The 19,480-nt window shown below is 51.9% G+C and carries 19 protein-coding genes and 1 tRNA gene; 13 read left to right on the forward strand and 7 right to left on the reverse strand.

Annotated features, from left to right (window positions below; all coding sequences use genetic code 11):
* Nucleotides 1-4: 4 nt before the first annotated feature.
* Nucleotides 5-1,525, reverse strand: coding sequence for a membrane-bound lytic murein transglycosylase MltF (mltF, locus tag BZG73_RS05180; protein WP_227486536.1), 1,521 nt, complete (start codon nt 1,523-1,525; stop codon nt 5-7).
* Between the two features lie 388 nt (nt 1,526-1,913).
* Between mltF and purL the strand changes: the two genes are divergently transcribed.
* Entirely contained in the window at nt 1,914-5,804 is a 3,891-nt protein-coding gene (purL, locus tag BZG73_RS05185) for a phosphoribosylformylglycinamidine synthase (protein ID WP_077667765.1), read from the forward strand.
* 150 nt (nt 5,805-5,954) lie between these two features.
* Nucleotides 5,955-6,293, forward strand: coding sequence for a nitrogen regulatory protein P-II (gene glnB / locus BZG73_RS05190; protein WP_046074987.1), 339 nt, complete (start codon nt 5,955-5,957; stop codon nt 6,291-6,293).
* Nucleotides 6,294-6,397: 104 nt separating this feature from the next.
* Here glnB and BZG73_RS05195 read toward each other — a convergent pair whose 3' ends face one another.
* Nucleotides 6,398-7,015 (reverse strand): YitT family protein, encoded by a 618-nt coding sequence (locus BZG73_RS05195; protein WP_046074986.1) that lies wholly within the window; start codon nt 7,013-7,015, stop codon nt 6,398-6,400.
* A gap of 522 nt (nt 7,016-7,537) precedes the next feature.
* On the opposite strand from BZG73_RS05195, the gene glyA reads away from it, so the two are divergent.
* From glyA to pgpA, 9 genes are all read left to right on the forward strand, one after another.
* Entirely contained in the window at nt 7,538-8,788 is a 1,251-nt protein-coding gene (gene glyA, locus BZG73_RS05200) for a serine hydroxymethyltransferase (protein WP_046074985.1), read from the forward strand.
* Between the two features lie 182 nt (nt 8,789-8,970).
* On the forward strand, nt 8,971-9,420 hold the full coding sequence (gene nrdR, locus BZG73_RS05205) for a transcriptional regulator NrdR (protein ID WP_046074984.1): 450 nt from the start codon (nt 8,971-8,973) through the stop codon (nt 9,418-9,420).
* The gene (gene ribD / locus BZG73_RS05210) at nt 9,417-10,547 is read left to right on the forward strand and encodes a bifunctional diaminohydroxyphosphoribosylaminopyrimidine deaminase/5-amino-6-(5-phosphoribosylamino)uracil reductase RibD (protein ID WP_077667766.1); all 1,131 of its coding nucleotides are present in this window, start codon (nt 9,417-9,419) and stop codon (nt 10,545-10,547) included. The genes nrdR and ribD overlap by 4 nt, the downstream gene beginning before the upstream one ends.
* A 5-nt stretch (nt 10,548-10,552) precedes the next feature.
* Nucleotides 10,553-11,215 carry a riboflavin synthase gene (locus BZG73_RS05215; RefSeq protein WP_077667767.1) on the forward strand — a complete coding sequence of 221 codons (663 nt, stop codon included), beginning with the start codon at nt 10,553-10,555 and terminating at the stop codon, nt 11,213-11,215.
* 10 nt (nt 11,216-11,225) lie between these two features.
* Nucleotides 11,226-12,335 carry a bifunctional 3,4-dihydroxy-2-butanone-4-phosphate synthase/GTP cyclohydrolase II gene (ribBA, locus tag BZG73_RS05220; protein WP_077667768.1) on the forward strand — a complete coding sequence of 370 codons (1,110 nt, stop codon included), beginning with the start codon at nt 11,226-11,228 and terminating at the stop codon, nt 12,333-12,335.
* A 123-nt stretch (nt 12,336-12,458) separates the two neighbouring features.
* Entirely contained in the window at nt 12,459-12,929 is a 471-nt protein-coding gene (ribH, locus tag BZG73_RS05225) for a 6,7-dimethyl-8-ribityllumazine synthase (protein ID WP_046074980.1), read from the forward strand.
* Nucleotides 12,930-13,394, forward strand: a complete 465-nt coding sequence (gene nusB, locus BZG73_RS05230; protein ID WP_046074979.1) for a transcription antitermination factor NusB — start codon at nt 12,930-12,932, stop codon at nt 13,392-13,394. It abuts the gene before it with no gap.
* 63 nt (nt 13,395-13,457) lie between these two features.
* Nucleotides 13,458-14,447 (forward strand): thiamine-phosphate kinase, encoded by a 990-nt coding sequence (gene thiL / locus BZG73_RS05235; protein ID WP_046074978.1) that lies wholly within the window; start codon nt 13,458-13,460, stop codon nt 14,445-14,447.
* On the forward strand, nt 14,434-14,934 hold the full coding sequence (pgpA, locus tag BZG73_RS05240; RefSeq protein WP_046074977.1) for a phosphatidylglycerophosphatase A: 501 nt from the start codon (nt 14,434-14,436) through the stop codon (nt 14,932-14,934). The genes thiL and pgpA overlap by 14 nt, the downstream gene beginning before the upstream one ends.
* Before the next feature lie 15 nt (nt 14,935-14,949).
* Here the strand turns inward: pgpA and BZG73_RS05245 are convergent.
* Together BZG73_RS05245 and BZG73_RS05250 are read right to left on the reverse strand one after the other, a co-directional pair.
* A tRNA-Arg gene (locus BZG73_RS05245) sits at nt 14,950-15,025 on the reverse strand.
* Nucleotides 15,026-15,075: 50 nt separating this feature from the next.
* Nucleotides 15,076-16,209 (reverse strand): flagella assembly protein FlgT, encoded by a 1,134-nt coding sequence (locus BZG73_RS05250; RefSeq protein WP_077667769.1) that lies wholly within the window; start codon nt 16,207-16,209, stop codon nt 15,076-15,078.
* A 210-nt stretch (nt 16,210-16,419) separates the two neighbouring features.
* Between BZG73_RS05250 and BZG73_RS05255 the strand changes: the two genes are divergently transcribed.
* Together BZG73_RS05255 and BZG73_RS05260 are read left to right on the forward strand one after the other, a co-directional pair.
* A complete protein-coding gene (locus BZG73_RS05255; protein ID WP_046074975.1) occupies nt 16,420-17,055 on the forward strand; it encodes a FlgO family outer membrane protein in 636 nt (211 codons plus the stop codon).
* Between the two features lie 24 nt (nt 17,056-17,079).
* Complete coding sequence (locus BZG73_RS05260; RefSeq protein ID WP_046074974.1) at nt 17,080-17,514, forward strand: LPP20 family lipoprotein; 435 nt, start codon at nt 17,080-17,082, stop codon at nt 17,512-17,514.
* 302 nt (nt 17,515-17,816) lie between these two features.
* Here BZG73_RS05260 and BZG73_RS05265 read toward each other — a convergent pair whose 3' ends face one another.
* From BZG73_RS05265 to flgA, 3 genes are all read right to left on the reverse strand, one after another.
* Nucleotides 17,817-18,251, reverse strand: a complete 435-nt coding sequence (locus BZG73_RS05265; protein ID WP_046074973.1) for a flagella synthesis protein FlgN — start codon at nt 18,249-18,251, stop codon at nt 17,817-17,819.
* Nucleotides 18,252-18,267: 16 nt separating this feature from the next.
* A complete protein-coding gene (gene flgM, locus BZG73_RS05270; RefSeq protein ID WP_077667770.1) occupies nt 18,268-18,591 on the reverse strand; it encodes a flagellar biosynthesis anti-sigma factor FlgM in 324 nt (107 codons plus the stop codon).
* 89 nt (nt 18,592-18,680) lie between these two features.
* Complete coding sequence (gene flgA / locus BZG73_RS05275) at nt 18,681-19,373, reverse strand: flagellar basal body P-ring formation chaperone FlgA (protein ID WP_077577997.1); 693 nt, start codon at nt 19,371-19,373, stop codon at nt 18,681-18,683.
* Nucleotides 19,374-19,480: the final 107 nt, after the last annotated feature.

Here is a 19,480-nt window from a genome sequence, read left to right on the forward strand (position 1 = left end):
GTCCTCATTGCGGTTGCGTGTCTGATTGCGGTGTCGAGTTATCCTCTGACTGTGATGACGCCGGGTCAGGCGCTTGCTCGGTTGTTTGCTCGGGGGCATTTTCCGACGGCTCGTCAGGGGCGACGATCGTCTGCAGACCACCGAGATCTTCAACTTGTTGGCTGTCGAGTGACTCTATGTGCGCTTTCTCATAGCCTAGAATACTTTGGTAATAGCGGCGAATATTTTCGACGTAGCTAAGCGCTTCGTAGCCACGCGCGTAGCCGTAGCGTGTTTGGGTGTAATACTGGCGCTTGGCTAACAGTGGCAGACGCTGTTTTACATCACTCCAAGAGTTAGGATCGGCGCCTTGCGCCTCCGTCAGTCGGCGCGCATCCATCATATGGCCAAAACCAATATTGTAAGACGCGAGAGCAAACCAAATGCGCTCGTGTGGATTAACACTGTCTGGTACACGGTCAAGTACACGTTGCAGGTAGAGCGAACCGCCTTTAATGCTTTGTTCTGGGTCGAGGCGATTGCGCACGCCCACGGATTTGGCCGTCGGCAGGGTAAGCATCATCATGCCGCGCACCCCAGTGGGCGAGATCGCCCGTGGGTTCCAATGTGACTCTTGATACGATAGGGCCGCCAGTAAGCGCCAATCAAAATCGTTCGCGTGCTTTTTGAAAAGCGGCTCCCACTTAGGCAACTTGCTCTCCAATGCCCGTAAAAAGGCGCGAGTATCGACGTAATCGAATTGGTCGACGTGACCAAAATACTTCTCTTCTAAAATAGCTAATTCGCCAGTTTGGTTTATCTCACCAAAGAAGTTGACCATTAAGGCATAGGCACTGCTGTCGCCTTGTTTTTTCATAAACCAGGCCACGGGTTCGTCCTCACTGAGGGCCATGGCGACGGCAATATCTGGGTGGGTGCGTTGCATCAAGGCAATATCGACCGAGTCGGCAATGGTAAAGTCAATCTCACCGTCTGCGACTTGTTTAAGCAGCTCATCATCGTCGGCGTCCTGCACGACTTTCCAGCTGAGATCAGGGTGATCTTGTTTTAACGCTTGCAAGGTGAGGTCGTGGCTAGAGTCTTCCACCACCGCCATGATGGCATCTTCACGATTAAAATCATCAACATCCCGCGGGCGCCAATGCCCTTTTTTATAGACCACTTGTTGGCTGACAAAGTAGTAGGCAGGGCCAGGGCGAAACTGGGCTAAACGTTGGTCGGTAATAGTGAGGCCTGCCGCAATCAGATCCACATCGCCGCGTTCAAGGGCTGGAAAGAGGCCGGAAAGCGTATAAGTGGGCACCATTTCTAGCTTGACCCCGAGCTTGTCAGCAAACCGAGCGGCGAGCTCGTAATCTAGTCCGGTAGGGCCGTCGGGGCCGATGTAGTATGAGAGTTCGTTGTTGAGTGTCCCGACTCTTAAGACACCACGGTCTCGAATTTTTTCTAGAACGGTACGATCGTCGAACGTCCAATCACAGCCTGTGACGGTGAGGCTAAGCACAAGCACCGTTAGGCTAATCATCCATGATCGCAAAGAAAAGTCACGCTGTGTCAAAGGCTGTCGCTCACTGTTGCATGCCAGCATCAAACGGCTAGCGATGATCGATAGACGCGCCATTCTACGTGAATAGACGTCAGACCGATAGAGGGAAAATTTTTTGCGCAAACGGTTGCGTCAGGTGTGTTGTCGGTGACAGTTTTCCCCTATAATGGCGGCCGCTTAGGCAAAACGCCAGTCTTAAAGCGCGTGTGGCGTGGCGACACCTCCGAGCAACGTGGTAGTCAGCGTTAACGATAACGGAGAGAGCAACCATTGCGGCAATGCCGGTGGTGATACCCAAGTTATGGTGCCAAGATGCGATAACTTGGGTATACCCCTTTCATTTACCGCTAACGAGAGACGTACGCACATGGATATTTTGCGTGGTTCCCCCGCACTGTCTGAGTTTCGTGTCAACAAATTACTGGCGAGCTGCCAAGCACACCAGTTACCTGTCACGGCACTGTATGCTGAGTTTATTCATTTCGCCGACTTGTATCATCCTTTGGATAGCGCGAGTCGCGAAAAGCTCGAAAAGCTGCTGACTTACGGACCAACCTTATCGCCGCACGCGCCGGAAGGCATATTGTTTCTCGTGACGCCTCGCCCCGGCACCTTGTCGCCGTGGTCATCCAAGGCAACCGATATTGCCCATAACTGCGGCTTGGATGCGGTCAAACGCTTGGAGCGCGGGACGGCGTACTATATTCAGTTATCTGCGCCTTTGACCAATGAGCAACACGCGACCTTAGTCGGATTGTTGCACGATCGGATGATGGAAGCGGTGTTCAGTGAACTTGAGGCCGCCGCGGTGTTGTTTGAGCAAGCGGAACCTGCGCCGATGCATAGCGTAGACATTCTCTCCGGTGGCCGAGCCGCCTTAGTCGAGGCCAACCAAGCCTTAGGGTTGGCACTGGCAGAAGACGAAATTGACTATCTGGTCGAGAACTTCACCCAGCTGGGGCGTAACCCAAACGACATCGAACTGATGATGTTTGCGCAAGCTAACTCAGAGCATTGCCGACACAAAATCTTTAACGCCGACTGGACTATCGATGGTGAAAAGCAGCCTAAATCGCTGTTTAAGATGATCAAAAACACCTATGAGCAAACCCCAGATAACGTGCTGTCGGCGTATAAAGACAATGCAGCCGTGATGACTGGCTCAAACGTTGGACGCTTTTTCCCCACTCCAGAGTGTCACACTTATCAATATCATCATGAGCCGGCTCATATTTTGATGAAGGTGGAAACCCACAACCACCCCACCGCAATTTCACCCTGGCCAGGCGCGGCGACCGGCTCAGGCGGTGAAATTCGTGACGAGGGAGCAACTGGTGTCGGGGGCAAACCCAAAGCAGGATTGGTCGGTTTTTCTGTCTCTAACCTTAAAATTCCGGGCTTTATTCAGCCGTGGGAGCGCGATTATGGCAAGCCTGAGCGCATTGCCACTGCGCTCGATATTATGCTGGAAGGCCCGTTGGGCGGCGCGGCGTTTAACAACGAATTTGGTCGCCCTAACTTGCTTGGCTACTTCCGTACCTATGAGCAATGGGTGACCTCGCATGCCGGTGAGGAAGTGCGTGGCTATCACAAACCCATCATGATCGCCGGTGGAATGGGTAACATCCGCGACGGCCATGTGCAAAAAGGCGAGATTGACGTGGGCGCCAAACTGATTGTGTTAGGTGGTCCGGCGATGAACATCGGCCTTGGCGGCGGAGCGGCATCGTCGATGGCATCCGGTCAATCGGCGGAAGACTTAGACTTTGCCTCGGTACAGCGTGAGAACCCAGAAATGGAGCGTCGCTGCCAAGAAGTGATTGATCGTTGCTGGCAACTTGGCGACAACAACCCGATTGCCTTTATCCACGATGTGGGCGCGGGTGGCTTGTCCAATGCCATGCCAGAGCTGGTCGATGATGGCGGCCGCGGTGGACGCTTTAATTTGCGTGACATTCCTAATGACGAGCCGGGAATGAGTCCGCTTGCCATTTGGTGTAACGAGTCACAAGAGCGTTATGTCTTGGCGGTCAAACCCGAAAATATGGCGCTTTTCGAAGCCTTGTGCGAGCGTGAACGGGCGCCATACGCAGTGATTGGTGAGGCGACCGATGCGCGTCACCTGTCGCTTGAAGATAGTCACTTCGACAATACCCCCATCGACATGCCGATGGACATCTTGCTGGGTAAAGCGCCCAAAATGCACCGGGATGTGACGCGTCAGCAAGTGATAGGTGTTGCGCTTAACACCCAAGGCATTGAGCTGGATGAAGCCTGTGAGCGTGTTTTACGCTTGCCGGCGGTGGCGGAGAAAACCTTCTTGATCACTATCGGTGACCGTTCGGTGACCGGATTGGTTGCGCGTGACCAAATGGTCGGCCCTTGGCAGGTACCCGTCGCTAACTGTGCGGTCACGGCGGCCAGCTATGACAGTTATCACGGCGAGGCGATGGCGATGGGTGAGCGTACCCCAGCTGCCTTGCTTGACTTTGCTGCTTCTGCCCGTATGACGGTCGGCGAAGCACTTACCAATATTGCCTGTGCCGATATTGGTAGCCTGACCAACATTAAACTGTCTGCGAACTGGATGTCCGCGGCAGGTCATCCGGGCGAAGACGCCGGCTTGTACGAAGCGGTCAAGGCCGTGGGTGAGGAGCTGTGTCCTGAGCTGTCACTGACCATTCCAGTGGGTAAAGACTCAATGTCGATGAAAACCCAGTGGCAGCAAGACGGTGAAAACAAAACCGTGACCGCGCCGATGTCGCTGATCATCACCGCCTTTGGGCGCGTGGAGGATGTGCGTCGTACTGTAACCCCACAATTGCGTACCGACAAAGGTGATAGCCACTTGATCGTAATTGACCTCGGTGAGGGCGCGCAGCGTCTGGGCGCAACCGCGTTGGCTCAGGTTTATCATCAATTGGGCGATAAGCCTGCCGATGTCACCAGCAGCGCCCGCCTAAAAGGCTTTTTCCATGCGATGCAAACCTTGGTGGCAGAGCAAAAGCTGCTGGCGTATCACGACCGAGCCGACGGCGGACTGTTCGTCACCTTGGCAGAAATGGCGTTTGCCGGTCATACCGGTATTGACGTGGATATCGCCCGCTTAGGCGATGATTCCTTGTCGGTACTGTTTAACGAAGAGCTGGGAGCGGTGATCCAAGTGGCGGCGCAAGATCTCGAGCGCGTCAATGCGGTGTTGGATGAACATCAATTAACCGCATGCAGTCACTTGATTGGCGGCTTAAGCGATAGCGATGAGATTATCTTGCGTCATGGTGAGGCGCCTATCTATCAAGCCAGTCGCCAGCACCTGCGTCAGATTTGGGCTGAAACCACCTACCAAATGCAAGCGCGTCGCGATAATCCGGACTGTGCTCGCCAAGAATTTGACGCTAAGCAGGCGGTCGATCCCGGTTTACACGCTAGCCTGAGCTTTGATGTGCACGAAGACATCGCTGCGCCGTATATCGCCACCGGTCAACAACCGACCATGGCTATTTTGCGTGAGCAAGGCGTGAACTCGCATGTGGAAATGGCCGCCGCCTTCGATCGCGCTGGATTTAATGCCGTGGACGTTCACATGAGTGACATTCTTTCCGGGCGTGTCAGTTTGGACGGCTTCCAAGGGCTGGTGGCCTGTGGCGGCTTCTCTTACGGTGACGTGTTGGGCGCCGGTGAAGGTTGGGCAAAATCAATTTTGTTTAACAGCCGCGCGCGCGATCAATTTAGTGCCTTCTTTACGCGTGAAGACACCTTAGCACTTGGTGTGTGTAATGGCTGCCAGATGCTATCGAACCTACATGAACTGATCCCAGGCGCTGCACACTGGCCACGATTTGTTCGTAACGAGTCGGAGCGCTTTGAAGCCCGCTTTAGCATGGTGGAAGTGCAATCCAGCCCCTCCGCCTTCTTTGCCGGGATGGCAGGGTCACGGATGCCTATTGCGGTATCGCATGGTGAGGGGCGCGTTGAGGTGCGTGATGCTAAGCATCTGGCGGCCATTGAAGCGTCAGGCACGGTGGCGCTGCGTTACACCGATAATCACGGCCAGCCAACACAAGCGTATCCTGCCAACCCGAATGGCTCACCGAATGGCATTACCGCGCTGACCACAGAGTCGGGTCGCGTCACCATTATGATGCCGCACCCTGAGCGGGTATTCCGTACAGTCGCCAACTCTTGGCACCCAGATGATTGGGGCGAAGACAGTGCGTGGATGCGTATGTTCCGCAATGCGCGGGTGACCTTGGGGTAACCCTTAAATGTGATACAAGCCGCCATCGTTTGGCGGCTTTTTCGTGTTATGCGTGAATCGATGGATGATTTTTTATCCTGCTGCGATACAATTTGAGCTAAACACTTGATCCATCAGGACCGGCCAGCGGCCAACGAGAGGGATAACGGAATGAAAAAAATTGAAGCCATCATCAAGCCATTTAAACTCGATGACGTACGCGAGGCGCTCGCCGACGTGGGGATTACGGGGATGACCGTCTCAGAGGTAAAAGGCTTTGGTCGTCAAAAAGGCCACACTGAGCTTTATCGCGGCGCCGAATACATGGTCGATTTTTTACCCAAAGTGAAGCTTGAAGTGATCGTCAGTAACGATGTGGCTGAGCAGTGTGTGGATACCATTATTGATACCGCACAAACCGGTAAAATCGGAGATGGCAAAATCTTTGTCTTTGATGTTGAGCGCGTGGTGCGCATCCGTACCGGTGAAGAAGACGAAGAAGCGATTTAATCACGCGCTATAAGCGAATACGATCAGTAGTAAAAAGCCAAGCATCATGCTTGGCTTTGTTGTTTTGCGCCGTGCTGTCGGATTGATTAGCGTTGAGAGGGCGCTCAAGCCCCGGGGTTAGCAGGATGCGCCTGATAGCGCCCGGGCTTATGATTCATCGCCAAGACTAAGTTGAGCACAATCGCGCCAACCACCGACCACATCAAGAGGTTGAGGTCGATGAGGAAGAAAGATAACGCGAGGATGGTGCAGTCGATGCCCATTTGTAGCTTTCCTGCCGAGATCCCAAACTTGTCCTGACAATAGAGCACCAAGACGTTAAAGCCGCCCAAGCTGGCGTTGTGACGGAAGATCATCAACATGCCGACGCCCATTAGCAACCCACCAATGACGGCACAGTACGCAGGTGCCAGCCAGGTAATTTCAAAGAAATAGGCAATATGGTCAGCCATCACCGATACCGCGCCCCCCGCAAGTAAGCTGCGCAGTGCGAAGCGTGGGCTCATGCGAAACCATGCCATCAAATAAAACGGACAATTACACAGAAAGTACAGGGTGCCGAAGGACAAGTCTGTAAATTGGCTGACCAACAGAGCCAGCCCTGTGGTCCCGCCCGTTAAAAGTCCGGCTTGTTGCAAGAAAAACACCCCTTGGGCGACTAAGAACGCGCCAGAGGCAATAGCAATAATGTCTTCTTTAAAGCTGTGTTGATACTGACTCACACGGCTTCTCCCTACTTATTAGCGTGACAACAACAAAAACGTGATAACAACAAAAAGCCCGCCAAAACCCAAAGGGCTGGCGGTAAAAAGTTAATGGGATAATCGGGCGCGGATTTTATCGCCAATTAGGACGAAGAGAAAGGCGGGGAGGTAAATCACTTGAATGTAGAATGTCAGCATTATGATACTCAGCTGTAAAACCTTTACACCGACTATGTTCGTTGACGCCCGACCATTACGATTGCCATGCGCAATAAAAAATTGTGACGCAGGCTACCTGATAGGTTGGATTTTTTGTAGAATGGCAAACGCAGTCATAGCGGTAACGAAAACGTTTGCGTAGTGCTGGTGTGGCGAACGATTTTCCTTGGCTTAATCGCTTTGATTTGTCATCTTAAGGCGACTAAGCCAAGGCGTGATCTAAGCCATCGCCCCTGCGCCGGTTTTTGCTAGGTGAGCTGAAAAAGCCCTAGCGTTTGCTTTATGGGTAATTGCCCGCCAATGTTAAGTCAGGAGAGACAAATGCTAAAGCGTGACATGAAGATTGCGGATTACGATCCCGCCCTGTTCGCCGCCATTGAAGAAGAAACGGCACGTCAGGAAGAACACATTGAGCTGATCGCATCAGAAAACTACACCAGCCCACGCGTCATGGAAGCGCAAGGCTCTCAACTGACCAACAAGTACGCGGAAGGCTATCCCGGCAAGCGCTATTACGGTGGGTGTGAGTATGTCGACAAAGCCGAAGCGCTGGCGATTGAGCGCGCGTGTGAACTGTTTGGTTGTGAGTATGCGAATGTGCAGCCTCACTCAGGTTCACAAGCAAATAGCGCGGTATATATGGCCCTGCTCAACCCTGGAGATACGGTTCTGGGAATGAGCTTGGCGCATGGTGGTCACCTGACTCATGGCTCGCCGGTCAACTTTTCTGGTAAGCATTACCATGTCATCCCTTACGGTATCGATGAAGCGGGTAAAATTGACTATGAGCAAATGGAACAGCTTGCGCTGGAGCACAAGCCCAAAATGCTCATCGGTGGCTTTTCTGCTTATTCACAAGTGGTGGATTGGAAGCGCATGCGTGAAATCGCCGATAAAGTGGGCGCATGGCTGTTGGTCGATATGGCGCACGTCGCGGGTTTAATTGCGGCAGGCGTATATCCAGATCCATTGCCACACGCGCATGTGGTGACGACCACTACCCACAAAACGCTTGCGGGCCCTCGCGGTGGTTTGATCCTGTCGAATGCGGGTGAAGACCTTTATAAAAAGCTCAACTCCGCCGTGTTCCCAGGTGGCCAGGGTGGCCCTTTGATGCATGTGATTGCGGGTAAAGCGGTGGCGTTTAAAGAGGCGATGGAGCCTGAGTTTAAGGCTTACCAAGCGCGTGTGATTGATAATGCTCGCGCGATGGTCAAAGGCTTCCAAGCGCGTGGCTACAAAATAGTATCAGGCTCAACCGATAATCATTTGTTGCTGGTTGATCTTATCGATAAAGACATTACCGGAAAAGAAGCAGACGCAGCACTGGGCGCGGCTAATATCACTGTGAACAAAAACAGTGTGCCGAACGATCCACGCAGCCCGTTTGTCACCTCTGGTATTCGTGTGGGCACCCCAGCCATTACACGTCGTGGCTTTACTGAGCAAGATGCTGAGCAGCTTGCGCATTGGATGTGTGATGTCTTGGATAATATCGATAATGAGCAAGTGATTGCCGAGACCAAAGAAAAAGTCCAAGCGATTTGCCGTCGCCTGCCTGTGTATGCCTAATTAATGACACGGAAATGAATAGGTTATAAGGCGCCTTCGGGCGTCTTTTTTGTTTTTATCGACACGATGTGCCTCACTGGCTTTGTTTAGCACACAAAACCACCATAAAGTCCTCTTCGATAGGCTTTTTCATCGCTACAAATCGGTTACACTAGCAAGACGATATTGAGGAGGCGACACTCATGCACTGTCCATTCTGTGGTGCTACCGACACCAAAGTGATCGATTCTCGTCTTGTGGCTGATGGTCACCAAGTTCGCCGTCGCCGCCAGTGTTTGGCGTGCGCAGAGCGTTATACCACGTTCGAAACGGCGGAATTAGTGATGCCACGGGTGATTAAGACCAACGGTAACCGAGAGCCGTTTGACGAAGAGAAACTGCGTGGCGGCATTCAACGCGCATTAGAAAAGCGTCCAGTGAGCGCGGATGATATTGAAAAAGCGATCAACAGTATAAAGTCACGTTTGCGTGCCACCGGAGAGCGCGAAATTGGCTCTGCCATGGTAGGGAACTTGGTCATGGAAGCGCTCAAGGAGCTCGATAAAGTGGCTTATATTCGCTTTGCCTCTGTGTATCACAGTTTTGAAGACATTCGTGAATTTGGCGAAGAAATCGCACGGTTGCAAAAATGAGTCAAAGCGATCGGGATACAACCATGATGATGCGCGCGTTAGCGCTCGCGGCCCAAGGCTGTTATACCACCACGCCCAATCCTAATGTCGGTTGTGTGATTGCACAGGGCGACGAAGTGGTCGGTGAAGGGTTTCATATTGCCCCCGGCGGCCCGCACGCTGAAGTACATGCATTAAAGGCTGCGGGAGCACGCGCACAAGGGGCGACAGCTTACGTCACCTTAGAGCCTTGTTCTCACTATGGTCGCACGCCGCCGTGTTGCGATGCGTTGATTGCTGCCAACGTTAGCCGCGTCGTGTGCGCGATGCAAGACCCAAACCCGCAAGTAGCTGGACGTGGTATCGCACGGTTACAAGAAGCCGGCATTGAGGTGGTTGTGGGCGTGATGGCCGAGCGCGCCAACGCGCTGAACCCCGGTTTTATCAAACGTATGCAAACTAAAATGCCCTATGTGCAGCTCAAACTGGCAGGGAGCCTCGATGGGCGCACCGCCTTGGCGAATGGGCACAGTAAATGGATCACTGGGGAACCCGCGCGCGCCGATGTGCAAGCATTTCGCGCGCAAGCGAGTGCGATTCTATCGACCAGTGCCACGGTGATTGCGGATAACCCGAGCCTCAATATCCGTGACAACCAACTTCCTCGTGCTGTCCTCGACCATTATCCTCAATCGACGCGACGCCAACCGACACGTGTGATCTTGGATAAACACAACCAAACCGTGCCGGAAGCGAGTGTCTATCAACTTGAGGGCAACGTGATCCGTATTGTTGATACGCCGAGTAATAAAGCGTGGCCAGATAACGTGCAAGAATGGGTGATGCCCGATGCATCGCTCACCACTATCCTTCGCGCATTGGCGGAACATGATATTGACAAAGTATGGGTGGAAGCAGGCGCGAGGCTGGCAAGCCAGCTGCTGAGTGAATCCTTGGTGGATGAGCTGATTGTCTACCAAGCGCCGGTATTATTAGGGGTCGATAGCCGTCCTTTGGTCGCATTAGGCGGATTAGAGTCGATGGATGACGCGCCACGTTTCCACTTTAACCAGGTAAAGACTGTCGGTGACGATGTCCGCTTACGGGCGAGCCTCTCTGAGCATGCCGTAATTACGCAAGAGTATTAAGAACAATGTTTACTGGAATTATTGAAGCGATAGGGCGCGTACAAACCCTGAGTCGTCGGGGACAAGACGTTACTCTGACGATCGACAGCGGTGCGCTTGATCTCTCGGACGTCAACCTGGGTGACAGCATTGCCACCAACGGGGTGTGCTTGACTGTCGTCGCATTGACCGCAACGGGCTATAGCGCGGATGTCTCCTCTGAGACTTTGGCGCGTTCATCGCTGGGCGCCTTGTCGGTAGGAGATAGCGTTAACCTTGAAAAAGCCATGCTACCTACCACCCGTTTTGGCGGCCATATGGTTTCGGGGCATGTTGATGGCTTGGGAGAAGTAACCTCCGTTAGCCAAACTGGCCGCGCCTGGGAGTACTGGATTGCACTACCGACTGAACTCGCCAAGTATGTGGCATTGAAAGGCTCTATCACGGTGGATGGTATCAGTTTGACGGTGAACGAGGTGAACGGCAGTGCGTTTAAACTCACCATCGTGCCGCACACGGCTGAGCAAACCACTATTCAGCACTTTGCGCCTGGGCGTAAGGTAAACATCGAAGTCGATGTCATTGCCCGTTACCTTGAGCGATTGATGCTCGGTGACAAGGCCGCTGAACCGACACAATCAACGGGTGTCAGTCTAGACACATTGGCCCGTTCCGGCTTTTTGAAATAAGGATCCCAAGATGGCAATTAGTAGCGCTCAAGAAATCATTGACGATATCCGCCAAGGCAAAATGGTGGTGTTGATGGATGACGAAGATCGCGAGAATGAAGGTGATTTGATCATCGCGGCAGAAGCAGTGACCCCAGAAGCGATCAACTTTATGGCCACGCATGGCCGAGGGTTGATTTGTTTGACGCTGACCCAGCAGCGCTGCCAGCAACTTGGGTTGCCTTTGATGGTGTCGGACAATAATGCGCAATTTTCCACCGCGTTTACCGTGTCGATTGAAGCGGCAGAGGGTGTTACCACCGGGATATCGGCGGCTGACCGCGCACGCACCGTGCAAGCCGCGGTTACCCCCTACGCTAAAGCGGCTGACTTGGTGCAGCCGGGCCACGTCTTCCCCTTGATGGCGCAAGAAGGAGGGGTGCTCACCCGTGCTGGCCACACCGAAGCGGGGTGCGATCTGGCCCGTTTAGGTGGCTATAGTCCTGCCTCCGTGATCGTTGAGATCTTAAATGAAGACGGCACCATGGCGCGTCGCCCAGACTTGGAAGTATTCTGTGACAAACACGGCATCAAGCTGGGCACCATTGCCGATTTGATTGAATACCGTAATCTCAACGAGACGACCATTGAACGGGTGGCGTCTTGTAAATTGCCGACGGAATTTGGTGAGTTTGATTTAGTCACCTACCGCGACACCATTGATAACCAAATCCATTATGCGATGTGTAAAGGCGAGGTGACCGCCGATCCCACCCTGGTGCGTGTGCATCTGCAAGACACTTTTACCGATGTGCTCCAATCTGATCGGACGGCTGAGCGCAGCTGGAGTCTGACCCGCGCGATGCAAAGGGTTAGCGATGAAGGCGGGGTGTTGGTGATTCTGGGTAAAGAAGAAACCAGCGATGCCATTATCAACAAAGTGAAAGCGTTTGAAGCGCAAGATAAAGGTGAAAAACCCGCCGGCGCTAAATGGCAGGGGACCTCTCGCCGAGTGGGCATTGGGTCGCAAATATTGGCGGATCTTGGTGTCAAGCAAATGCGCCTGCTGTCGTCGTCGACCAAGCGTTATCATGCCTTGTCAGGCTTTGGCCTGAACGTGGTGGAATACGTCACCGAATAAGATAGACAAACGGGGCGCGCGATTAGCACCATCATCGACTGGCACGGAACATGGTGCCATCGGATAAAAATGTGGTAGAATCGCGCGGTTTCTCATTCCGGAAAGCAAGTCACAGGAAGGCTCATGAACGTAATCGAAGGGGCATTTGCCGCGCCCAACGCGCAGGTTGCTATTGTTATCTCTCGCTTTAATAGCTTTATCAACGAGAGTTTGCTGGATGGTGCGGTTGACGCACTGAAGCGCCAAGGCCAAGTCAACGACGATAATATCACCGTGGTGCGTTGCCCAGGTGCCTACGAGTTGCCTGTGGTGACCCAAAAGCTCGCCAAGAGCGGTCGCTATGACGCGATTGTGGCACTCGGATCGGTGATCCGTGGTGGCACACCGCATTTTGACTATGTCGCCGGAGAATGTAATAAAGGGTTAGCACAAGTTGCACTGGAGTTTGAAACCCCAGTCGCATTTGGTGTGCTGACGGTAGACACCATTGAGCAAGCGATCGAACGCGCAGGTACCAAGGCTGGTAACAAAGGGGCAGAGGCTGCACTGAGCGCGCTTGAAATGGTGAATGTTCTGTCCCAAATTGAATCCTAAATGGGGGTTAAAGTGAAACCAGCCGCACGACGTAATGCACGTCAGTTTGCATTGCAAGCCATCTATTCATGGCAGCTAGCGCAAGGCAATGTCGCTGATATTGAAGCCGCGTTTCTTGCCGCAGATAAATACGAAGAAGAAGACGAGCATCAGAAAACAGAGCCGCTTCTACGTGAACCAGAAACGGATGTTGCTTATTTTCGTAATCTGTTTAGCGGTGTAGCGCTTAGCCATCAAGAGCTTGATAGTAAGATGCGCCCGTACCTATCCCGTCCTTTGCAGGATTTAGATGATATGGAGCACGCCTTACTACGCCTTGCAATGTATGAGCTGATGAAGTGCGACGATGTCCCCTACAAAGTGGTTATCAATGAGGCCGTGGAACTGGCCAAACGCTTTGGCGCAGAAGACAGCCATAAGTTTGTTAATGGCGTCTTGGATAAAGCGTACCCTCGGCTGCGCTAATCCCTTCCTGACTAGGCCAGCACTGCTGGCCTTTTTATTATTCTTATCCAACACATACGAGTTATGACACGCAACGAATTTGATTTGATTCGCGACTACTTCGCTCGTCAGCCGGTCAAGCGTCGTGATGTCGCTTTAGGTATTGGTGATGACTGTGCGTTGGTCGAGGTCCCTGAAGGCTGTCAGCTAGTGGTGACCACAGATACGCTGGTGGAGGGCACCCATTTTCTTCCGACTGCGAGTGCCTCTGATGTGGCGCATAAAGCGTTAGCCTCTAACTTAAGCGATCTGGCTGCAATGGGCGCAATGCCAGCGTGGTGTTCTCTGGCGCTCACATTACCAGAGCCCGATGATGCTTGGGTGGCAGGGTTTTGCCAAGGCTTTACGGCCCTTGCCGAGCATTTTCAAGTCCAACTCATTGGCGGCGATACCACACGTGGGCCCAAAAGCATCACCATTACCTTACATGGTCATGTTCCTAAAGGGCAGGCGCTGACTCGTGCGGGCGCCAAGCCGGGAGACTGGCTTTTTGTGACCGGCACACTGGGTGAGAGCCAAGCGGGGCTCGATTATATTCTCGGCAAGCCAGTGGTTGATAAGGCTCGCGCAACCACATTGATCAATCGTCATTATCGGGCTCAGCCACGAGTGACCGCTGGACAGGCATTGCGAGGTATCGCGTCAGCGGCGATTGATATTTCTGATGGTTTACACGCAGACTTAACCCACATCCTCACCGCTAGTGGTGTCGGTGCAAAAGTTGATGTGACGCAACTGCCGCTTTCTGAGTCTTTGTTAGCGGAGGTCGGCGATACTGAGCAGGCACAAAAACTCGCCCTCACCAGTGGCGAGGAGTACGAGCTTTGTTTTACGGTACCGGAAATGTATCGGGGGATGCTAGATACAACGCTTAAGCACAGCGGAGTCAATGTGCAATGCATCGGGCAAATAACCGGCAACCACCGCCTTGAACTTGTGGCAGACAGTCAGCCTCTCGATTGGGTGCTGTCTGGATGGGATCATTTTAAGGAGCCACGTCGTGACAGATCCTAAGCATCGTTTATCCTTGACCAATCCATATCATCTATTGGCACTTGGCTTTGGCAGTGGCTTATCACCGATAGTGCCGGGGACCGTCGGTACCTTGTTTGCGGTGCCATTCTACCTGGTGCTGGTGAACGTTGGGGGGACGCTTGCACTGTGGTTGGCGATTATTGTCGGTAGCCTAGCGGGCATTGCTATCTGTGGTCGGGCATCGAAAGACATGCAAGTGCATGATCATGGAGCGATTGTTTGGGATGAGTTTGTTGGTTTTTGGCTGACAATGGCGTTGGTGCCTACCACCGACTGGCAAACCGTTTTAGCAGGCTTTGTGTTATTCCGCCTCTTCGATATGGTTAAGCCATGGCCGATAAGCTGGCTGGATAAACATGTTCACGGTGGCTTAGGGATCATGCTGGATGATATTGTCGCTGGTGTGATGGCGATGGCCAGCCTCTGGCTACTGGCAACCTATACACAGGCCTTGACTTGGTTTTAGCCATACAGAAAGGAATGGCGCTCCCACAGGGACTCGAACCCCGATCGATCGCTTAGGAGGCGACTGCTCTATCCTGTTGAGCTATGAGAGCGTGTCGACATTATACGTAAAAACAGGCGCGATTTAAGCGCCTGTTTTCATTTAATTTACCCCTTTGGTCACTATGTCGCCGATTTGTATGCTGCCGCTGAGATTATTGGGCTGAACCACGGCTTCCGCGCTGCTTTCATAAACGCGTGCAACGGTCAGTGTGATGCCGCTTTTTCGGCGTTGAGTACGTACGATACCTAAATCATCGGTGAACGAGGCAATGTGCCACAGGTTCAGTTGATCGCCTTGTTTAACCCCATTGATACGCCCGACATTTATTTGTGCAATATTGTCTTTGAGGGCGACGATTTCTGGCTTACTGGCGCGACAAGACAGTGATGACTCCAAGTCTAACAATATATTTCGACTCATTCGGCGTGCCATTTGCCCATAAGGAGATTGCCAAAAGCGCGCGGTCTGGGTATCGACTTGGCTATGGCGTTCAAACGGCCATTGGGCAACATCGCGATAGCGGCGTTGAAATATGACTTCACCACTCTCACTGTCCATTGCCTGGACATTGACCGCCAATTGGCGGTTATTTTGTGCCTCACCAAAGCCACTGGCGTCCGTCGTGGCAGACAGATCAGTGATTGCGCCGGTGATCACAAACTGAGCGTCTTTGTCTTCAGCTAACATGGCCACCGTGCGGGGCGCATTAGGAGAGACATCAACATTGGCGATACCACGCCCGACAAAGCTCTGTGCGTGTTGTTTTATCTCACGGTTGAGGAGTACCGAAAAGTCATCGCCAAATTGATAAATGCCCCCTAACGCGGCTTGTTGGGGTGAAACAATCGGAAAACGTGTTAACACCATGCCTTTTTTATACTGGGTTTTGTGGCAAGCGTTTGCCGATGGATAGATATCTAAGCGCAGATTGACAACATAATTGCCGCCTTGAGTGCCTTCTTCTAACACTTGTACCTCGCGTACCGCATTGCCGCTAAACTGATAACCAGTTTTAGCTTGCGAGTAAAAACGCTTGAGTTGCTGCAAGCTGCCTACATCGGCACCGGCAAAGCGCATGGCATCAAAGGTCGCGGCTTCAAGTGCCCGAACACGGGCGGCTTGCTGGCTTTCGAGTATGGGGGAACTGGCCGATACTTCATACCACGCCGCGTGTGTCCAAGGAGCGACACTCAGGCTGACAATGAGCGTTAACCGCGCCAAAAGGGTTTTCATAGTCAAGATCTCACTTAGTGGGTATGGAAATTGCTTTCAATCTATTAGAGCGTAGGGTTAAGCCCTACCAAAAAGATGACGCAAAGACGCTGATGCAAGTTGTGTACCTAAATAGAGCCAGCAATCAAAGGTAAAGGTTTCATCAAATCAACCGATACCCTTAATGACACACTTGTCTCACATCGATGACTGAGCGCGGAGCATGATACGATGAAAAAGTGGATAGTGGCGATAGTAGCGCTATTGGTAACAGGCTGTGCTTACACGCCAATTTATAACGGCAAAGAGCCGTATTCGGGCAGTGAGTTTTTCCTTAAGCAGCGGCCACGTCACACGCTTGATTACTTTCTAAACAGTATGGCCGATGAGCTGTTAGCCACCAATGCGTATTTGACAGCGCGAACGCCCTTGGCGGTCACCTCGTTTGTTGATTTGCAAAAAATGGATGAGACCAACTGGTTAGGTAATACCGTAACCGAGGGACTGATTTATCAAATGCAGCGCCGCGGCTTTACRGTGATTGACTTTAAATCGACGGGCGCGATTCGGGTGACGGAAGATGGTGATTTTACCATTAGCCGAGACTGGAAAGAACTTAACCCTGAACAACAAATCGATTATGTATTGACGGGGACTATGTTGCGTCAAGGCGGCGGGGTATTAGTTAATGCCCGGGTAATCGGTATGGAATCTCGCGTGGTGGTTGCTTCGGCGCAAGGCTTCTTGCCGGCCGATCGTATTGGGCGTGATATTGATAGTTTATACAAGGTTCGCAAACGCGATGGCGTGATTATTCGAGACGATCAAAACCGCGTGAAGCGAGAGACAGTGGTGCTAAAACCTTAGTACAGGAAAGAGTAAGGTAGATAAATGTTTACGAAACACGGATTTGTCATCGCAATCTTGCTGATGCTGTCAGCCTGTCAGCCATTAACTAAGATGAAAGAAGAAAACATCATCTCGGCGGTGGGAATGGCATCAATTAGTGCACAACAAGGCGCAACCCAAGAAGAAAAAGAAACCCGGGCCATGCGCGCCTCTAAAGTGGATGCGTACAAAGAATTGAGTGAACAAGTATATGGCTTGCGGGTTAGCAGCCGTGCACGCGTTGATGATCAAAGTTTAGGCCGCGACACGACCCAGGGCGCGGTGGATGGTATTATTCGCGGCGCAGAAGTGGTGGCCAGTTATAAAGTGGGTGACAGTTACGTCACTGAACTCGAACTCGATCTCGATACCATGCAGAAAATGAAACGCTATGGCGAATCGCAGCCTGTACCGAATAACAATAATATTATTTTCTAGCCACTAGGGCGTCTTGCTTTGATCAAATGAGAAGGATGACGCCAACATCTTGGCACTTAAGCAGGCAGGGTGTAAAAACGACGTATGCCTTTAGACGGAGAGCGAGCACTATGCTCGCTTTTTTTGTGCTTGAGTCAGGCACCATCGTGGCGCGATAGCGCGTTAGGCCATCTTAGGGAGCAAGCCAGAGTCGACAAAAAACAGGCAGACGATTGTGCGCCGATAAGATAGGCAAGAAAAGCGAGACAAATAGGTGGCCGGTGTGGTGGCTTGGAGCGTGGTCGTTGTTCGTAGGAAAGACGTTATGCTTTAACGTTAGTGCCTAGGGTTTTTCTCCCCGACGCATTGCCGTCTTGATTATAGGTCAATTCTGACTTACCACCGCTTTCTTGGAACAGGTTGCGCAGGCGATGAATACTCAGACTCGCGCGCTGAAGCGCGATGCCATTGGTTTCATTTTGCTGTTTGCAGGCTGAGAGGGTGGCTTGAATGGCATTCACGTGTTCACTTAACGTTTCATCATGGTTAAGTAAATCGCGTTCTGGGTGACGACTAATTTGCGCATCATTACGTTGAATTTCGTTGATAAGCGACTGTTTTTGCTTGGCTATTGCTTCGATATCTTCAGAGGAGCGGCTGGCAATGACACCGGCTTCTTGCTCGAGCACGCTTTGTAGCGCTTGGACTCGCTCGAGTTGCTGTTCAACCAAGGTTGTTAAAGGCGCAGTAGGGGTCATAACCACTCCAATCAGCTTAGCTGTCGTTGAGATCGTTCTCGAAACGCGTCATGTTTGCGGCGAGCTTATCAGGATCTACTTTGTAAGAGCCGTTTGATATCGCTTGCTTGATTTGATCAACCTTGGCGCTATCAAAGTAGGGCTCAGATGCCATTTTCTGATTCATTTTATCGATCACTTGGCTTTGTTGGCTGAGTGAAACAGCGTCGTCTTGGGGTTTTACCCCTTGCTGTTCACGGACTGAGCCGCTTTGCGTTTCTTGTGTTTTGGTCTGGTTACTCGTATTACGAGTTGTGGTCAGGGGTTGCTGATTACCACGTAGTTGGTCAATACTCGCCATAACATCGCCTTACTGTCAGTCGCTTTTTGAGTCCGTTGCTCAGCATATCGGCACACCTTGCTGTTACTTTAGCATTGTGACGTAAAAAGTTAGAAATTAACCGTTACTTCGCCGACCGCTGAGATTGTAGCATCGACAATCCGGTTAGATTTATTGTTCTTCACTTTTATTTGCTCACCTAGAGCGCCATCACTTAATGCCGTGCCTTTTGCAACAATGTTCAGTCCGTTTCCTTGCGCAGTGATCAAAACGTCATCATTTCGACACACGGCGCAGACATCGTTACTGCTGATCGGTTCACCTATTCCCACGGTTCGTTTGACTTTAGAGCCAATTAAACGCGCGGGTTGCGTATAGGTATGCCCGCGTTGAAACCGACTATTTACCATTTGAACGGCTAGATCATTCGAAGCAATAGTCATGCCACGATTGAGTGGTCGCTTTGCGACAACCGAGGGGGTCATCAACTCGATTTTAACCGGAATATACACTTGCCAGTTGTCTCGATCACAAGACACCATTACGGTGACCGAGGTATTAATCTGTTGACGGCCTGGCACTTTGGTGTCGAGTGGCACGGGGCAATCGGTTAGGCGCATGCGCGAATCAAGGTTCCCCGCCGCGATGTTGAGTTCGCCATTTTCAGGCAGCGAAATAATACCGGCGACATGCGCCTCCGCGGCTTCTTGCACCGCTTCAATTTGACTTACTGTCGCAGCAGCTATACTTAGGCTAAAGCTTGTAAGCCAAACGACGATAAATAAACGTAATATCTTGGACATAGTTCAATCCATCAGTAGCGGACGTTAAGAAAAAAAATCCCTTCTTTTCTCGAGAGTCATGTGATTACCCACTATGATTACCATGCTACTCTACAAAAAAAACGGGG

The organism is Salinivibrio siamensis, from assembly GCF_001996005.1.
Taxonomy (GTDB): Bacteria; Pseudomonadota; Gammaproteobacteria; order Enterobacterales; family Vibrionaceae; genus Salinivibrio; species Salinivibrio siamensis.

What these genes read in the sequence shown, in the direction of transcription:
- BZG73_RS05260 (WP_046074974.1), top strand. Translation starts at nt 17,080, where the DNA reads ATGTTTACGAAACACGGATTTGTCATCGCAATCTTGCTGATGCTGTCA.
- BZG73_RS05265 (WP_046074973.1), bottom strand. Translation starts at nt 18,251, where the DNA reads ATGACCCCTACTGCGCCTTTAACAACCTTGGTTGAACAGCAACTCGAG.
- BZG73_RS05215 (WP_077667767.1), top strand. Translation starts at nt 10,553, where the DNA reads ATGTTTACTGGAATTATTGAAGCGATAGGGCGCGTACAAACCCTGAGT.
- nrdR (WP_046074984.1), top strand. Translation starts at nt 8,971, where the DNA reads ATGCACTGTCCATTCTGTGGTGCTACCGACACCAAAGTGATCGATTCT.
- purL (WP_077667765.1), top strand. Translation starts at nt 1,914, where the DNA reads ATGGATATTTTGCGTGGTTCCCCCGCACTGTCTGAGTTTCGTGTCAAC.
- glnB (WP_046074987.1), top strand. Translation starts at nt 5,955, where the DNA reads ATGAAAAAAATTGAAGCCATCATCAAGCCATTTAAACTCGATGACGTA.
- ribBA (WP_077667768.1), top strand. Translation starts at nt 11,226, where the DNA reads ATGGCAATTAGTAGCGCTCAAGAAATCATTGACGATATCCGCCAAGGC.
- ribH (WP_046074980.1), top strand. Translation starts at nt 12,459, where the DNA reads ATGAACGTAATCGAAGGGGCATTTGCCGCGCCCAACGCGCAGGTTGCT.
- nusB (WP_046074979.1), top strand. Translation starts at nt 12,930, where the DNA reads ATGGGGGTTAAAGTGAAACCAGCCGCACGACGTAATGCACGTCAGTTT.
- flgM (WP_077667770.1), bottom strand. Translation starts at nt 18,591, where the DNA reads ATGGCGAGTATTGACCAACTACGTGGTAATCAGCAACCCCTGACCACA.
- thiL (WP_046074978.1), top strand. Translation starts at nt 13,458, where the DNA reads ATGACACGCAACGAATTTGATTTGATTCGCGACTACTTCGCTCGTCAG.
- flgA (WP_077577997.1), bottom strand. Translation starts at nt 19,373, where the DNA reads ATGTCCAAGATATTACGTTTATTTATCGTCGTTTGGCTTACAAGCTTT.
- BZG73_RS05250 (WP_077667769.1), bottom strand. Translation starts at nt 16,209, where the DNA reads ATGAAAACCCTTTTGGCGCGGTTAACGCTCATTGTCAGCCTGAGTGTC.
- glyA (WP_046074985.1), top strand. Translation starts at nt 7,538, where the DNA reads ATGCTAAAGCGTGACATGAAGATTGCGGATTACGATCCCGCCCTGTTC.
- ribD (WP_077667766.1), top strand. Translation starts at nt 9,417, where the DNA reads ATGAGTCAAAGCGATCGGGATACAACCATGATGATGCGCGCGTTAGCG.
- mltF (WP_227486536.1), bottom strand. Translation starts at nt 1,525, where the DNA reads ATGATTAGCCTAACGGTGCTTGTGCTTAGCCTCACCGTCACAGGCTGT.